Below are 15,641 nucleotides of genomic sequence, written 5' to 3'. Positions count from 1 at the left end.
CCCGCCAAGCTCAGCTCGGCGTGTTGAATCAAGGACCGGATCCACCGTTATTCAGACAGTCCCGAGAATCCCTGCGCGCACAAGCGATTGCCAATCCTCGCAGGTCGTTACGCGTTCTAGGGTGTTCAGAAACGTTCATTTCTGTACAGAGGTGATTGTCGATGCGTGTGGGGGCTGTTGGCCGACTGTGAACCTGGCTGATGCAGGTCACTGAGATCAGAGACCGTAGCCGTGGCCACGGTTCTGGTGTTGCTTGATGATCCGATTGTCGGATGGGTGTGGTCCTGACGGTGGCTCTGCGCGATGGGTGGGGCGTGGGCGGGTCGTGGGCGCTGCGGTGTTAAGTAGTTGCGCTACTGACGGAGTGGACCGTGCAGTCGATGTGGGTGTGGTCCACTTCTCGGACGTGTGGTCCCACGTACCAGCGGTGATCCGCCCGGACAGCACCGGCTCGACGAACGCGTTCACAGCGGTGAGTGCGGTGTGGGGATCTCGAAACTGTGGCGGCAACCCGGATCGGGCTGTCATCGCGGGGTAGGTGGTGGCCCACTGCGGGTTGGGCAGGGTGAGGGGCACGGGAAGCTCGACGCCGCGTCGTTGCTGTTCACCGTCGACGGCGATCGCCAATTTGCCGGCGTCGACGGTGCACGAGCGAGCGATAATCACCAGGTCGGTGAGATCGTGAGGCCGTGTCGACAAGGTGTGCTCGCCGGCGCCGTGCCGCTCGTACATCGCCAGCAGCTTGTCTGCGACATGGGCATGGACCGGATACAACCGCAGGGGCGGCAGGTCCGGGAGGTCCGCGATCGCCACTAAAGGCGGCGGCGTGAGCATCTCGGGTGAATAGTTGATCGGCCTGGTGGTGTTGATGTCGACCGATGCGTTGGCGAACCGCTGCCCGGCAAGGGAGTACACGATCTTTCCCTCGTAGAGGCCAGGATTGGCCCGGCTCGTCGAGAGTCGGACGTCGAACGTTCCCGGCTCGCCAGGGGAAGGCCTCAATGCCTGGCGCAGGATGCCTTCGATGTCGGCGGCCTCAGCCGCCAGCGCGAGGTCGGCATCGGCGGTCGGCCGGGCCTCGGTGCTGCGGTACTGCAGCGCTGTTCCGCCCTTGAGTACCCAACTCGGTGCACTCTCGGAACGAAAGATCCGGGCCGTGAACTGTTGCAGCGCGAACGCGCGGGCGACGTCCTGGGTCTTCCATTGCGACGTGGCCGCAATGTGATTGAGCTTTGCGAGCAAAGCTTTACGAAAATCCGCCTCAGAAGCGTAGTGCGCCACGGTGCCCCATCTGCATCAGATGCCGACTGATTCAGTTGCGGCGCTGCGTAGAACCTGCACCAGCGCTGCACCCTCCCCGCGTGGAAGTCCCCATCGGTGGGCGTGCGGGGAGCACAGCTCGGCAATCCGGGCTTCGGAGAGGAGGTGCTCGCGTACGCAGTCGTTGATGACGGTGCCCAAGTGAGAGCCGTCGATGACTGCTTCGGTCAGATCGGAGATGATGCGCGGCGGGGTCGCCACCGGCAAACCGTCGACCAGATCCCAGTCCACACCCCGCGTGCCCACCGGCTTGCGGTAGCTGTGGGTATCGCCATCGCGAACGTTGATCCTATGTGGCGCAGTCAGGTCCAGTCCATGCGCAACGATCGTGCCCAGATTCCGAATCTCGGCAGCGCTGTGGTGGCTGACGATGGCATCGGGTGCAGCTCGCCGCGATGACACATCGGCGCCAGGTCGAAGTGCTAGCCATTGCGCTGCCCACTCTTGATAGCTCCACCAGGTGTCGCTGTCGACGAAGGCGTACACCCCGTGGTGGACCCGGCGCAGCACGCCGCGGTTGGTCGCGCGGGCCAGTTCGTACCGCTGCACCCCCCGGGCCCGCGCCTGCGCGGCAGTGACCAACCCGAATTGGCCATCGGCCATTTTTCGCAGATCACCACCCCACTCATTCATGTAGCAATAGTAGCAGGTTGGCGCTATATCCGCTGGTAGTGACTCGGCCGGGCTTACACGAACGGAGGTGTTCACAGTTCGGTCCCGTGAGACTCGGGGCCGCGGTCACGGTCCAGGCGGTCGATGGTGGTCGGTTGCTGTGGCGTCTCTGTCGATGCCAGGCGCAGACGGCGTCCGGGGGCGGTGGTCATGGCCAATAGCGATGCCACGGCGTCGTGTTCGGCAGCTCTGTTGACGTCAGGTTCTGGTGCGGGGGTGGGCTCGTCGTGCTCTCGGTAGCGTGCTTCGGTGAGGGCTTGGTATTCCCGATCTGCCATCATCTGCCGGACTTGGTCGGCGTTGTCGTAGCCGAGTTGTTCGACGAGGGCGGGTGTGGGGTTGAGCATCAGTGACCAGCCGTGGTCGCGTCCGCGTTCGTTCATCCGCTCTGACAGTTGTTCTCGTGCTGCGATCGCTTCGGGACTGGTCTCGGCTTCGCGGAGCTCGCGTTGCAGCGCTGTGAGTTCATCGGTGAGATCTCGTAGTTCGCGGCCGCGTGGGAACTCGCTCGAACTCACGGCCTGGAGCTCGTCGAGACGGGCTCGGTCACGTTCGAGTTGCCAGCGCCCGACGTCGAGGGAGTGTTCGGCGCCAGTGACCATGCTTTCGAGTCGGGTCATGAAACCGGAGGCGTATGCGGCGCGGGCTGTCGGTGACCGGTCGCCGCCAGTGACCGAGTCGCTGTCGTACAGATCCCGGAGGTGGATTTCTTTGTGCGGGATCGGCAGATTCGCGAACTGCAGGTAGATGCTGTCGGTGGTCATCGGTCGCACTATCTCAACGGATTGGCCGGCGACCTCACCGACCGTTCGCGACACCCGCATGCCCGCACCTTTGAGCAGCGCGGTTTGTTTGCGCAGCTCCTCGAGGAATGCGGCCGAGGCATCGGTGCGTTTGCGGTAGACGGTGCCGTCGATGGTGAGCGTGTAGTCGTCCTTGTCGGCCCCGCGCCATTGCGTGAGAGCAGGCAGTGCTTCCTGCAACCGTGCGGTGCGTTCTTCGGCGGCCGGTACCTGCCAGCTCAGGTTGTCGCGTTCGCGTTCGATGCTGCGTTGCTCGGCGAAGTGAGCGTCGGCGTCGGACTGCAAGTCCATGACCTGGCTGTCGAGTTCGACCTGCCGCAGATAGCGCTGGTCCCCGGTGGCCAGAGCCTTGGTCATGGCGGCGTTGTCTGCGATGGAGTCGGCGTCGAGGTCGGGCATACGGCGCATAGAACGATCTGCGGTTTTGAACTGTTCGATGAAGTGGGCTTTGCGGTGCAGGACTTGCCACATGACGGTGTCGTAGGTGCGTTCGGCGACATAGTTGAGTATCCGAACGTGCGCGTTCTGGTTGCCCTGCCGGATGATTCGACCTTCTCGTTGTTCCAGATCGGCCGGACGCCAGGGCGCATCGACGTGGTGTAGAGCTGTGGCCCGGGTTTGAATGTTGGTGCCGGTGCCCATCTTTTCGGTGGAGCCGAGGATGACCGACACCTCGCCATTGCGGCATTGCTCGAACAGGCGGGCTTTCTCTGACGCTTTCGGATAGTCGTGGATGTAGCGGATCGAGGCCGGGTCCATTCCCCCGGCAACGAGTTCGTCGCGGATCTCGTCGTAGATCGAGAACGATCCATCGGTCTTTGGTGTCGAGCGGTCGCAGAACACGATCTGCAGCCCGCCGGTTCGCGGTGATGTCTCCCCGAATTGGTCGAGGTAGACGGTGTCTTTGGTCTGTTCATGGATGGACAGCACGTGCCGTCCGACGTGCCAGGCGCGCCGGTTCTCATCACGGGTGTCGCGAGGAAGATGGGCAGAAAGCGATACCAGCGAGGCGTTGCGGCCGTCACTGGCGATCTTGAGTGCGTTGTCCAGGTCCATCCGACGCGGGTCGAGATGGTCGGCGCGGTATCCCAGGTCGGTGATGAAGTCCAGAACCTGCTGGGAGGGCTCGAAGGTGATGATTTCGTTGCTGCCACCGATCTTGGTGGGCAGTTTGGCGGGGACCTGATCGCGACCGACCGAGTCGGTGAAGACACTCGACAACGCCACCAGATCACCAACATTGGTGAACTCCCCCACCCGCGTCACCGCCCGCAGGCGGCTTCCTGAGCTATTGAGTTCCACCCGTTCGACGGTGTCGGTGAACGTCGCACCCCACTCGTCGAGTCCCGATACCCCGGCATCGATGAGCAGGTCGGGCCGCAGATACGTTTGCATGACCCACAGCTCGGCGAGATTGTTGGCGATCGGCGTGCCGGTGGCGAAGGTGGCAACTCGCTCGACGTAGGCGTCGGCTGCGATCCCGTTTTCTGCGGCCTCCTGGCGTCGCACAGACCGCAGATGAGTGAGTTTCATCTGCAGGTCCGACGCCTGATTTGAGCCGGCACAGGCAAGCTCTGCGACGTGCGATTGGCGGGCGAGGTTCTTGAACATGTGCGCCTCGTCGATGAACAGGTAGTCCGCCCCGGATGCCTCGAAGGTCAAACCAGCGTCTTTGCCCGCCTGGTCGAGTGCTTCCTCGAGCTGCGACTCCAACCGTGCCTTCGCGTTCTCGATTGCTTTGACGCTGGCCTCGTTCTCGATCTCGTAGGCAGCGTCGGGACCGAGGTAGGACCGCTCGATGTCCTCAAGCTGGCCGCGAATGTATTCGGCCTTGGTGCCGGCGTCGACACCGATCCTGGTGAACGCCGACAAGGGCACGATCACCATGTCCCAGTCCTGCGAGGCCGACTGGGCGATGAACAACCGGCGTCCTTCGGCGTCGGTGGCAGCGCTACCGGAGAGCACATTGGCGGCCGGGTACCACTGCTTGGCTTCCCGCGTCACTTGCTCCACGATGTGGTTGGGCACCACGATCCAGGGTTTGTTCACCACGCCAAGGCGTTTGAGTTCCATCGCACCCATCAGCATGGTACCGGTTTTGCCGGCGCCCACGACGTGATCGAGCAGCGCGGTCGGCTCGGAGACGATGCGTTGCACGGCATTGCGCTGATACGGGTAGGGGTCGAACTGATCGCCGAGTCCTGGGAACTGGCGGTGGGTGCCGTCGTAGGCAGGTGCGACCGTGGAGTTGAACAGCTCGTTGTAGCGGTCGATGAGCCGCTCGGCGCGGTCAGGGTCAGAGAACAGCGCCCACTGCTCAAACTCCTGGGCGATGCGGCGCGCTCGTGGGCCCGCTGCTCGTGAAGCGCTGTCGTGGAGCCAGTCACGGCTGCCGGTGGCCTCGAAGAACTCTTTCGATTTGTTGATCTGCGGAGGTTTGTTGTTGAGCAGGTCGGCGAACATGTCGACCCACTCGTAGTCGTGGCCACCAGACTTGCTGCGGCGCATCCCGGCGTACATGACGCCGAGACGATCTGCTTCGCGGTCCTCGAAGTTGAACCGGCTGGAGCGTTCGGATGCTTTGGGCACCAACCCCCAGGTCAGATCCGCTCCGCTGCGGCCTGGGTAGTGCCCGACCTCGACCGACCATTCGCCGGCGGCGTACTCGACACTGACTCGGGTCTCGGCAGGCACATCGAAGGTGTCGCGGAGGAACCTCTCGTAGTCGCTGACTGGAATCCATGGTGAGCCCGGTCGTACCGAGATGCCGCTGGAGAGCCGGGGCGGCAGAACCTGCGCCAAGGCCTCGACATTGCTGCGGTACCGGTCGTCGAGCATCGCCATCTCGGTTGCCGCAGTGAGCTTCTTACGTACATTCCCCGACAGGTATTGCGGAGCTGGGATCCACACGTCGGGGTCGTCCAGGGAGCGAAACGCCAGACCATCGATCACCGCAGGTACCTGCTCGATGTCGATGTCGAGCAGCTCGGCCACCCGGGGAACATCGAGCACAGCGCGCTCATCGAGAACCGCGGCGATCGCGTCTTGGGGTGTGCTGATGTCGCGGGGCAGGTCGCGGCGACTGAGCACGTCGTTGTGGAACAGCGCGGCTTTGCGGGCGGTACCGGTGTCGTCGCTGAACTGTTCGAGGGCCATCACCATCGCGAACGTCGGATCCTGGCGCAGCAACTTGCCCAGGTGCGGATACGACTTGAACCGCTCACGGGGGTTGATCCAGGCCTGCGCGGACAGTTCGTCAGACACTTCCGTCGGCAACGGGGTGTCGGCATGAACGCCCTCACCGGCACGCCACCTGCCAGCGAGTGTCTCGAAAACCTTGTCGTGCTGGGTCTGGGTGATTTCTTTGGGTTCGACCCAGCGAAAACGGTTGATCGGACCGTACGTGCGGACGTACTGGTCATAGCGAGCCCCCAGGTCGGCACGCAGAGCGAGCCGATCCGCAGAAGGCTCACCATCTCGTTGCGACTCAATCAACGCCGATGCCAGATCCCGCAGCTCGAGCAGCCGGGCCCATTCCCGGGTTTGGGCTTTGCCGCGCGTCTTGGCTTCCTCCCACGCCGCGCCATTCCATCGCTCGATGTGGGAGCCGGACGTGTCAGCCCGCAACATCCCCACCGCGAACTCGGTGGTGCTCTGTTGCTGACGTCGCTGCAACCCGTAAGTGAACTCGCCGCGCAGCGGTCCCAGCGTGTTATGCCACCCGGCGGTGAGCATCAGGTCTGCCGAGCGGGCGTAGTCCACCACCGCTGTCAGGCGGTCGGCGACCTGTTCGGCGACCTCGGCGGCATCGGTCGACCCGGCCACCTGCAACGTGGTCGAACCATGAATGCCCTGCCCATGGCGCAGGTCACCCAGGACATGATCGGGGTGGGTGATGAAGTAGCGGTTGATCACTGCAGATTCGGCGGCATCGTTGTATCCGCGCACCGGAGTTGAACCGACGGACAGGAATTCGGTGGTCTGCAAGGACGGTTCACGGTCGGGCTCACGCCTGCGCAGCACCAACAGGTCGGTGACTACCTCGGTGCCGGCCACCCGAGAGAACGCACCAGTGGGCATACGTACGGCGCCGACTAGGTCGGCGGCCGCCGCGATCTCCTTGCGGGCGCGCTCGTCGACGCCATCCATCGTGTATCGCGAACTCACGACAGCGACGTAGCCACCGGGCGCAGTCAGATCGAGGGCTTTGATGATGAAGTGGTTGTGGATGGAATGGCGACCCTGATTGTGCGCGGGATCGTAGAGCCGGAAGTCGCCAAACGGGACGTTGCCGATCGTCGCGGCGAACGACTGTTGTGGAACGTGTGTGGTCTCGAATCCCTCATTGCGGATCTGTGCGTCCGGGTGCAACGCCGCGGCGATCTGTGCGGTCGTCGCGTCGAGCTCCACCCCGACCATCTGCGCTGAATCGGGGGCGTAGGCGATGAATGTTCCTGATCCACAGCCGGGTTCGAGGACCCGGCCGGAGGTGAAGCCTGCATCGGTTAGTGCGCCCCACACGGCCTGTGCGATCTGCGGGTCGGTGTAGTGCGCATTGAGTGTGTTCCGGCGTGCTTGTCCCCACTCACTGTCAGTGAGCAAGGCGCGCAACCGGTCACGGTCGGCGGCCCAGTTGTCTTTGCGCAGGTCGAACACGTCAGCGGCCGCTCCCCACCCCGACCACTGAGCGAGAACCTGCTGCTCGTCTGCGGTGGCGTACCGGTTCTGCTCGGTAAGTTCGCGAACCAGCTCGATGGCAGCGATGTTCGCCCGCGCCCGCGACTTGGCACCGGAGGGCGGCAGAACCGGTTGCGTCGGCCGAAACGGCAGCGGCACCGACCGTGCTGGCTCGGCGTCCACGTCCGCAGCAACATCATCGTCCGTGCGTGGATCAGCTAGGCCACTGTCGCCGGCCCCGGTGGTCTCGACTCGTGCTGCTACCGCAGTCGGAGGTTCGGGCAGGGGCGTGCCACCGGGGTCGAGGACCGCCGGATCGATCGGCGCCGCACCGTTGTCGTCGAGACCGAAAAGCCCTAGCTGAGCGGTATCTACCGGACGTTGTCGGCGTCGCGCACCCGGCCCTTGGCGCGTAGCTCCTGCTCTACCTGGTTCGTAAACTGCGCCAACAGCGGATCGTGCAGACCGGTCGGAATCGGTTCGTTGTCCTCGCTGCGTGCCTGCATCAGGTACTGGGCGCTGACCCGAAACCATGCTGTCCGGTTCGGCCAGAGTTGGGCCACCAGCTCCTCGATGTCGGGTGTCGGTTCCGACCGGTGCAGCGCCCGCATCCACCGATCCCGGTCGTGGCGGTTCGCCGCTCGCAGCGCTTGATCCTGCTCGTTGCGCTCCTGGGCCAGTTCCTCGAGCGTCCCGGCCGGTTCGAAGTCCACCACCGGACTCGGCACCTTCGAAAAGAGTTCCTCGGCCAGAATCTGTTCGCTGGCCTGCAGCCGCGCCATGTTGATCAGCCGAACGGTCGTCGTGTAGTCCGGTGCCTGCTGATTCTCGCGCCGATACTGTTCCACCAACGGCCCCTGACCGGGTATCTGATCCTCGATCAGATCCTCGATCCGTTGGGCTTCCCGGTTGAGAAAGTTCTGCTGCTCGGCCGGGTTCAGATCGTCCAACCCGATCTCGGTCCGCCACACCCGTTCCACGATCTCCCGGACGGTTTCCTGCTCGGTCATTGTGCTCATCATTGTCTCCTGGTTCTAGGAAGTCGAAAAGGTTCGGTTCGGTGGGGGACGAATCGGTGCTCTGGCGGCCGCGGGCCATGAAGGAACTCCTGCAAGATCAGTGAGCGCACCCCCCTGCACGGGGTGTGGCACGAAGTATTCGTATGGTTATTCACTGGTCAGAGGGTTCCTCTCTGATCGCCCAGCCCTGGCGGGTCTAGCCACCCGTCAGGGCCCTGGGCTGAACTAGTCGTGAGCAGGGCCAGATATCACCACCCCCTCGCCGCTGGGTGGTGCTGAAGCATCGATACCACCAGGCTCTGACACCTGAGACGCTCTTTGACTCGGCGCGTGAATCGAAGGGACGAACGCACAACACACGGCGACCGGGATTGTGGCGGCGGCAGCGAAGAGGCCGGCGAGCGTCCACGACGGCGCAGAACTTATCCCCGGCACCACTCGACACGAACCCATGTCGGGCGGGCAGGGCGCGATGAACGGGCCACTGATCATCGCCGCAGCTCCATAGCTCAACACCAAGAGGGCAACCACAGCCGCACCCCTGATTAGGCCGTGATACCGCCGACCGACGGGATTGAGATTGAACACCCGCCGCGCGGCAACCCCGAGTGCCATTCCTGCCATCGCGGTCAGTGCCGACACGACGATAGCGCCGCCCATGAACACAAGCCCAGCGAACTCGCTCACCTGCTCACTCATCGCGAGGCCCCTGCCCCGCAGTTATCCCGCACCGCGATAGTGCATGGCACTGTCGACCCGTGGTGTCGACGGTTGCATCGAGCAGGCCATAGCGGTCGGGGCTCGCGGCGATGCGCCGACATGCCGCGCGGACGGCGCACCGTGTCGCCGGCGGCACGGCCGAGGTCGTGTAGTCGATGACGACGATCACCTCACGGGCGCTGCCCACGTGCAGGAGGTCGACCGCGACAGGCACAGCGGGTGCGGCTTCGCGCACTGTTGCGCGCATCAGTTCCAGATCAACGCGGTCGACAGCTAGCTGCTCGTCGAGGTGTCCATGCAGAACCTCGATCTGTTGACCCGCCTGCGGCTCGTGGCCATGGTGTGCGGCCGGGCACGGAGGCCGTCGACGCAGAGTTAGAGAGGGGGTCACGATGCGCCGCCTGTTGTCGGGAGCGCTGGCCGCTGATCCCAGATGCGGGTGGCTTGTTCGTGGACGCCGCGATCGTCCACCATCGCGAGGCCGCCGACGTATGCGCTGATGATGGAGACTGGATCTGTCGTGTGGCCAATGCTTTTGAGGTGGGCAACGATCGCGCAATCCACGCGGACTGCGGCATTGATGGCGTCGGCGATGTCGAACGGCGAGGCGATACCGTTGCGGTCGTCGTCTGCGCCGTAGACAGCGAACGTCGTGGGGAACAGTTGCGCGGGTCCTAACGCACCGGCCGGCGACTGGGCGAACTGCTCCCAGTGGGAGTCGGCCTTCATATGCGCGGCAACGAGTTCGCCGGTGACTTCCTCATGGCCGCACGCCAGCGGCGCGGACGCTAACGCCTGGTGGTATTGCTCCGGGATCTGCCCGTCGGCGTTGGCTGTCCCGGCTGAACAGGCCAGTGCTGCTGCCGCCGCGATGACTGCGAGTAGACCGCCGGCGTGGACGTTCACGAGGCCACGTTCTGGCTTTGCTCGTCCGCCACGACGACGTCGGTGTGGTCGGCTGCTTCGAGAAGATCAGTCAAGGAAACCTCACGCCACGTGCGGAACCCGGGAAGGTCGCGGCACATTGCCAGCGCCGGATTGTCATCGGTCACCTCTACCGACACCAGGACGCGATGCCTGACAGCGTCTTTGCGCAGGCTGTCCGCATCGAGTTCGTGGTTGCTGGTTGTTATCACCAGGTTGATTGCCTCGAGTTCGGCGTATTCGCGCGCTTGTCCGGCGAGATAGATGGCCTTGCTGGCGGCAGAGATGTCGGCGGTGATCTGGTCGCCTTCTTTGTAGATCGGATCCTCGTCGTGGAAGTCGCCGTACCAGGGGTCTCCCCCTTCCAGATCGCAGACGGCGAACGTGCTGACCTCGGCGTCCCCGGCGCAGCACAGGGCGATGGTGGGGGCGTCAACGGCCGCTGCGGTGAGCTGGGCGTAGCGGTCGGCGACCGCTTGCTCCCGGAGCCGTTCGTAGTCGATATGCAGCTGCTTGCGCAGTTCGGTTTTGAACGGCGGAAACAGACGTTTGGTGGCCAGCTTGTTCTCCTTGGCCCACGTGTACAGCTCAGTATGGGTGGTCATCGAGCGCAGCGCCGCCGCGTTGTCACGGACCGCGCGCTCTGCCGTCTTCCATTCCTCTGCACCGGTTTTGGTTCGTCGGGTAGTTGCCATGAGTGTGATCTCCCCTTGGGTCGAGTTCGATAGTTGCGTGGCGCTCGGTCGTCTCCGCAGGCGTGCAGAGCCGCTGACAACCGAGGGGTGTCAGCGGCTCCGACGGTCAGATAGTTTCGCCCCAGAAGTACCAAGCGTTGACCGGCGTGGGGACCCAGAAGCACGGTGAGACTTGGATGAAGGGACTCGGTGCGTTTTCGCACTCCTGCTGAGAGCTGTACGGGCCGACCCGGTAATTGGGCCAGGCGGGGTCATCGGCGTTGGCCACTCCTGCCCCGGTCAGTACGGCCGCCGTGGCAGCGCCCGCGACAGCTAGCGAGGCGATTTTCGTTCGCAGTGTGTTCTTCATGGCGGATCTCCTTAGGTGGTGTGCTATCGGATGGCTAGTGGTCGGACGTGATGGCAGTGGTTGTCGGGCAGCTCCTTTCGTACTCTTCGCGGGATAGGTTTCGATGGATGAGCGCTGCTCCTGCTGTCGTGATCACGGTCGCTGCTGCGGTGACGATCAGGGCCGGTCCAGCCACGGTCCACGTCACCGGCGAGAACGGATCTCCCGTGCATCCGCTGTTTCGATTGCACGAGACCTCTGCGTTGACCTGGCCGGCGAACATCGCGACGACGCTGGAAACCAGCGCCAGGGGTGCAGCGAGCAAGGTGGTTACCGCCAACCCGGTCGAGCAGGCCTCGGTCTTGAGCCCGTCCAGAGCGTTTGACCCTCCCGCTAGGAAGACTGGCCAACAAAGAATCGGGGTGAGGAAGAGAAAGGCGATGGGCATGTTCGGTGTGTTCTCCGTTTAGACGGTGCTGACTGGTTCTGGGGTGCGGGTGGGGTCGAACCATCCGTCGGGTGCGGGCACTGAGGGCAGCGCTTTGGTGGTGGTGTGGTTGCCGTTGGTGCATTTGTGCATGGGCCCGTTAGCTGCACTGATGTCGCGCCAGTGGGCGCTGAAGTGGTAGACCCACCAGGATGATTGAGCGAGCGGTTCGTCGCTGATCCGCGCGGCTTCCCAGCCCCGGTGCAAGGCGGCCAGGCGAATGGCTACTTCGGGGTGTTGCCACCATTGCGGGCACCAGAGGGTTTCGGTGGTGAGCTTGCGGGCGATGGTGGGCGTCAGCCATTGCTCGACCCAGTCCTCGAAACGTTCGAACTGTGGGTCCGGAATGGGCTCCGCGTCGTCGTCGAGGTCCTCGTCTAGGTCGGTGTCGTCGAAGTCTGCATGGGTCATGACAGGTCAGCGCCTTTCGGGGCAGCGGTGTTCGTGCGGAAGATGCTGGTGGCGATGCGGACGGCGACCAACGCCGCGATCGCCAGGATGAACAGCGGAGTGGCGATGGCGGCCGTGGTGGAGATGATCTGGGTCCAGAGCCGGTCAGGGTTGTGGCCCGGTACCTGCAGTGACATGGCTGCGATGCCGACTCCGACTGTCAGCAGCACCGCACCGACCGTCGTGAAAGCCAGGGAACGTGCTGCGCCGCGTATGCGATGCAGCCGGTGTGCTGCTCGAGGGTGCGGTTCGGGTGTCATGGGTGGTGCCTCTTTCGATGGTGAGAGAAGGTGTCAGGCTGTCGCACCGACGGGCGCGGCGTGTTCTCCGCGTTCTTGTCGGCACCGATCCTTGGAGGCCTCAATCGCGTCGACGAGGGGTCCGTCCCACCAAAACTGTTTGCGGACAATGGCTGCGGGATAGCTGCCGAACATGGCTATGGCTCGTTCGGACGGCATCTGAGCGAGCGCATCAGGACTTAGTACTGGCTCTTTGGAGAAGTTCTCGCTGTAGCTGGTGTGGCCGCCCGAGCGTGATCGTGACTGGCGGCGCACGTCGCGGTGGCCGATGCGATCGGATACCTGCCGTAGGTAGTCCATGTCGTTGGATCCGCCGCCGTAGTAGTGCAGGTTCGCTGCGCCGATGAGTTCTTGGAGCTGCTTGGCTGACCAGACCCGGTCAGCTTGTGCCAGGGATTGCAAGATGGTCACCAGGCAGATGCCTTGCCCGCCGAAGTGGGAGTACCAGCCCGGAAGTTCCTGCAGTTTGCACACATTCGCGGCTTCGTCGAGTATGCCGACCAGTGGAACGCCCAGGCGTCCGTTGTTGGCGCGGGCAGCCTTGACTGCGGCCTCGAATACGCACCCGGCAAGCGCGGTCGTCAGTGCGGTGGCGGCGGCGGGGCCTTCCATGCTCATGGCGTAGACGGTGTCGGTGGAGAGCACGAACTGATCGGGGATGAACTCGCGGCCGTCGTGGGTGATGTTGCTGTTGCCCAGTGAGTTGTCGCCGTCGAGGATCTTTCGCCTCGGTGGCAGTACCGATGCGGCGTATCCGGGGTCGCTCATGACGTTCACGAATCGCCGGGCCATGTCGTAGAGGCCGTCGCGTTGCCGTGGGTTCAGGTTTTGTGCGGTGAGAACTTGCGAGGCTGCGCTGGTGTGACCGGCGTTGTTGAGGGCTTCGATTGGGGTGTCAAGGGTGGCGTCGGAGAGCCAGCCGTAGACGTGGAGCATGTCGCCGTCTGCGGCTGCTGCGGCGAACATGTACAGCGCCAGGAGTTCTTGTGCGCCCCCGTCGAAGTAAGAGTCGACGCGGGCTCCGCTTTCGGTGGACGCGGACTTGAAGTACCCGGCGACGGTGCGTGCGTCGCGAAGCGCCTCGATTCCTCGCAGTGGGTTCCACCACCAGTTCTGCACGATGCCGGTGCTGTCCATGCGGGATTGGCCGTGGTTTCCTGCGATGCGTTGCAGGTCGCTGATCCACACCGCGCCCTGGTCTGAGCGCACGTAGCGGGTGTGATCGTGCAGGTCTGGTTTGTTGGTGGTGGCGAAGACCGGGCCGGGGGCTTGGCAGATCATGGGGATCGCCAGTGCGTGGGTTTTGCCGGTTCGTGGTCCGGCCACGACGAGTGCGCACCATTCCCACGACAGCAGCAACCGCCGATCCGAGGGCGTCAGCGCCCCGAAGGAGAGCCCAACGTCGTCGGCAGTGCTGATGTCGGCCTCGGGGCGCAGGCGTTGGGCGGTTCGTTTGGCGTCCGGGCCCATCACCACGCCCTTCATTTCTGCCGGGGTCGCCAGGTATCGGGAGTTGCGGTCGAACTCACGGGTGCGGGTGTCGGGCCGGTGCCTGGTCCACAGGACGCCGGTGGCAGTGGCGATCGTCCCGAGCAGCACAACCACGACGACGGCGGTGATCGTCGACGCAAGCGGCCACCGCAGCTCGCCGCTAGCCACCTGCAGCAGGGCGCTGACCGGGTTAAGTGGAGCCGGTTCGGTGATGCCGGCGACCCACCGTCCGAAGCGCCAACTGCCGTAGAACAGCGCCAGGACGGTGACGACGACGATGACCGCGATGAAGCCGATGGTGGTCGTAAGATCATTGCGTCCACCTTGGCGACGACTTGTACTGCTGGGCATGATTTTTCCTTTGCGTTCGAAGGTGCCAGGGGTGTTTAGTCGTCGATGCCGTGGCCGGCGTCAAGGTCGACGCCCGAGGCGTAGTCGATGTCGGCGGCGAAGGAAGAGCCAGATGCCTCCGACTGCGAGGTGGGTGGTTCCACGCCGAGCCCTGTCTGCTCGAGGAGATCGCCGACGTGTGCGTCGACGGGAACCGGGGTGAGGTCGGCGGCAGCGAGTTCAGCGGTCTCCGCCACAGTTGCTGTGGCCAGAGGTGAGGAGTCGATGTCTGCCTTGTCGAGGTCGGCATCGAGGTCTGCGGCCGGTTGTGCGGCCAGACCGCTGACGTCGATCCCCTCGTCGGTCCGAAGGCGTTCTTCCCAGGCGTCGGCGTGGATTTGGGCTTGGGCGGCGTCGAGTGTGGCGGCGTCGAGGGTGGGGTCGGTGTCGGCGAGTTCAGCGACAATCTGGTGGGCGGCTTCGGCGGCGGCGACAGCGGTGGCCCACCGGGCTAGCATGGCCGCGCGCGAGAGGTCGCCTGCGTCGAGGCGTTCGGCGAGCGCGCGCTGAGTATCTGGGTGGTTGGCGGTGCGGTCGGTGTCGCTGCGGACGCGTCGGGTGCGCGCGATGGTGTATCGCGCGAACTGCTGCCCGCGCCCGCGGCCGCGGGAGAAGCTGCGTTGGGTGTGGGGTGAGCGGCGCCGGGCCATCGACAGCGCCTGGCGAGCGGCGACTGTGACTTCTTCGAATACTTCGCCGCCACCGAGAGTGGGTGTGTGATCGGACATCGGGTGACTCCTTGGGTTGGTTTGTGTTAGTCGTCAGTCGTCAGTTGGTGGTGGGGAGCACGGTGTATCCAGTTACCCGCCAACCGTTGTCGGTGCGGGTTAGCTCTGCGCGGGCAGTAAAGGACGAGTAGGCGACGGTGTCGCCGGTGGGGCGCATGACGTTCTGGTCGACCTGGACGGTGCGTACTGCTTTGGTGTCGGTCGTTGAGACCGAAGCGATGACTACGGCGCTGGCCGAGACCAGGTCGCCCGAGCGTTGCCAGGCCGGCCAATCGGCCGGTGGGCGAACGCTCGTGTCGCGGCCCGATGCGTTTGCCAGCTCGCCGCCCAGCCATGGCTGGGCTCGCAGTACCGCATCGCCGGGCGAGGAGTCGGAGACGGGTTGCCAGGTGAACATGGTGCGCAGCGCCTGCTCGGCAGTGGCGTTGATGTCGGCGTTCTGTGGGTCCAGTGGATCGGCGATCTCGTGATCGTGGTCGGAGCCGTGGTCATCGCTGTGGGTGCTCTGCGGAGGCGCTGCAGGTCCGGTGGTGTCGTTGTCCGGCCACATCAGCCACACGATGACGCCCAGAACGAGAGCGATGGCAGCGATGGCCGATAAAACGATGGCAAGAGCGGTGCGGTTCATTGGATGGTCT

The 15,641-nt window shown here is 64.3% G+C and carries 14 protein-coding genes; all 14 read right to left on the bottom strand.

Going from position 1 to position 15,641, the window contains the following annotated elements; genetic code table 11:
- Positions 1-216: 216 nt before the first annotated feature.
- Positions 217-1,242 carry a nucleotidyl transferase AbiEii/AbiGii toxin family protein gene (locus BFL43_RS07885; RefSeq protein ID WP_206186639.1) on the bottom strand — a complete coding sequence of 342 codons (1,026 nt, stop codon included), beginning with the start codon at positions 1,240-1,242 and terminating at the stop codon, positions 217-219.
- 54 nt (positions 1,243-1,296) lie between these two features.
- Positions 1,297-1,953 carry a type IV toxin-antitoxin system AbiEi family antitoxin domain-containing protein gene (locus BFL43_RS07880; RefSeq protein WP_084892019.1) on the bottom strand — a complete coding sequence of 219 codons (657 nt, stop codon included), beginning with the start codon at positions 1,951-1,953 and terminating at the stop codon, positions 1,297-1,299.
- A 71-nt stretch (positions 1,954-2,024) separates the two neighbouring features.
- Positions 2,025-7,655 carry a helicase-related protein gene (locus BFL43_RS07875; RefSeq protein WP_240498128.1) on the bottom strand — a complete coding sequence of 1,877 codons (5,631 nt, stop codon included), beginning with the start codon at positions 7,653-7,655 and terminating at the stop codon, positions 2,025-2,027.
- A 188-nt stretch (positions 7,656-7,843) separates the two neighbouring features.
- Entirely contained in the window at positions 7,844-8,491 is a 648-nt protein-coding gene (locus BFL43_RS07870) for a hypothetical protein (RefSeq protein WP_143695176.1), read from the bottom strand.
- Positions 8,492-9,182: 691 nt separating this feature from the next.
- Positions 9,183-9,602 (bottom strand): hypothetical protein, encoded by a 420-nt coding sequence (locus BFL43_RS07860; protein WP_084892016.1) that lies wholly within the window; start codon positions 9,600-9,602, stop codon positions 9,183-9,185.
- The gene (locus BFL43_RS07855; protein WP_084892015.1) at positions 9,599-10,117 is read right to left on the bottom strand and encodes a transglycosylase SLT domain-containing protein; all 519 of its coding nucleotides are present in this window, start codon (positions 10,115-10,117) and stop codon (positions 9,599-9,601) included. Before BFL43_RS07855 ends, BFL43_RS07860 begins: the two co-directional genes overlap by 4 nt.
- The gene (locus BFL43_RS07850; RefSeq protein WP_084892014.1) at positions 10,114-10,830 is read right to left on the bottom strand and encodes a hypothetical protein; all 717 of its coding nucleotides are present in this window, start codon (positions 10,828-10,830) and stop codon (positions 10,114-10,116) included. The genes BFL43_RS07855 and BFL43_RS07850 overlap by 4 nt, the downstream gene beginning before the upstream one ends.
- Before the next feature lie 106 nt (positions 10,831-10,936).
- The gene (locus tag BFL43_RS28490) at positions 10,937-11,179 is read right to left on the bottom strand and encodes a hypothetical protein (RefSeq protein WP_143695175.1); all 243 of its coding nucleotides are present in this window, start codon (positions 11,177-11,179) and stop codon (positions 10,937-10,939) included.
- A 34-nt stretch (positions 11,180-11,213) separates the two neighbouring features.
- Positions 11,214-11,606, bottom strand: a complete 393-nt coding sequence (locus BFL43_RS28485) for a hypothetical protein (RefSeq protein ID WP_143695174.1) — start codon at positions 11,604-11,606, stop codon at positions 11,214-11,216.
- Positions 11,607-11,624: 18 nt separating this feature from the next.
- Positions 11,625-12,056 carry a DUF4913 domain-containing protein gene (locus tag BFL43_RS07835; protein WP_084892011.1) on the bottom strand — a complete coding sequence of 144 codons (432 nt, stop codon included), beginning with the start codon at positions 12,054-12,056 and terminating at the stop codon, positions 11,625-11,627.
- Entirely contained in the window at positions 12,053-12,355 is a 303-nt protein-coding gene (locus tag BFL43_RS07830) for a hypothetical protein (protein ID WP_084892010.1), read from the bottom strand. The genes BFL43_RS07835 and BFL43_RS07830 overlap by 4 nt, the downstream gene beginning before the upstream one ends.
- A gap of 33 nt (positions 12,356-12,388) precedes the next feature.
- Positions 12,389-14,236, bottom strand: coding sequence for a type IV secretory system conjugative DNA transfer family protein (locus tag BFL43_RS07825; RefSeq protein WP_084892009.1), 1,848 nt, complete (start codon positions 14,234-14,236; stop codon positions 12,389-12,391).
- 35 nt (positions 14,237-14,271) lie between these two features.
- Positions 14,272-15,003, bottom strand: a complete 732-nt coding sequence (locus BFL43_RS07820) for a hypothetical protein (RefSeq protein WP_084892008.1) — start codon at positions 15,001-15,003, stop codon at positions 14,272-14,274.
- Between the two features lie 40 nt (positions 15,004-15,043).
- On the bottom strand, positions 15,044-15,631 hold the full coding sequence (locus BFL43_RS07815; protein WP_084892007.1) for a hypothetical protein: 588 nt from the start codon (positions 15,629-15,631) through the stop codon (positions 15,044-15,046).
- Positions 15,632-15,641: the final 10 nt, after the last annotated feature.

It is taken from the genome of Williamsia sp. 1135 (genome assembly GCF_002095395.1).
In the GTDB taxonomy this organism is placed as follows: Bacteria; Actinomycetota; Actinomycetes; order Mycobacteriales; family Mycobacteriaceae; genus Williamsia.
This window is presented reverse-complemented; position numbering and strand designations above follow the sequence as displayed.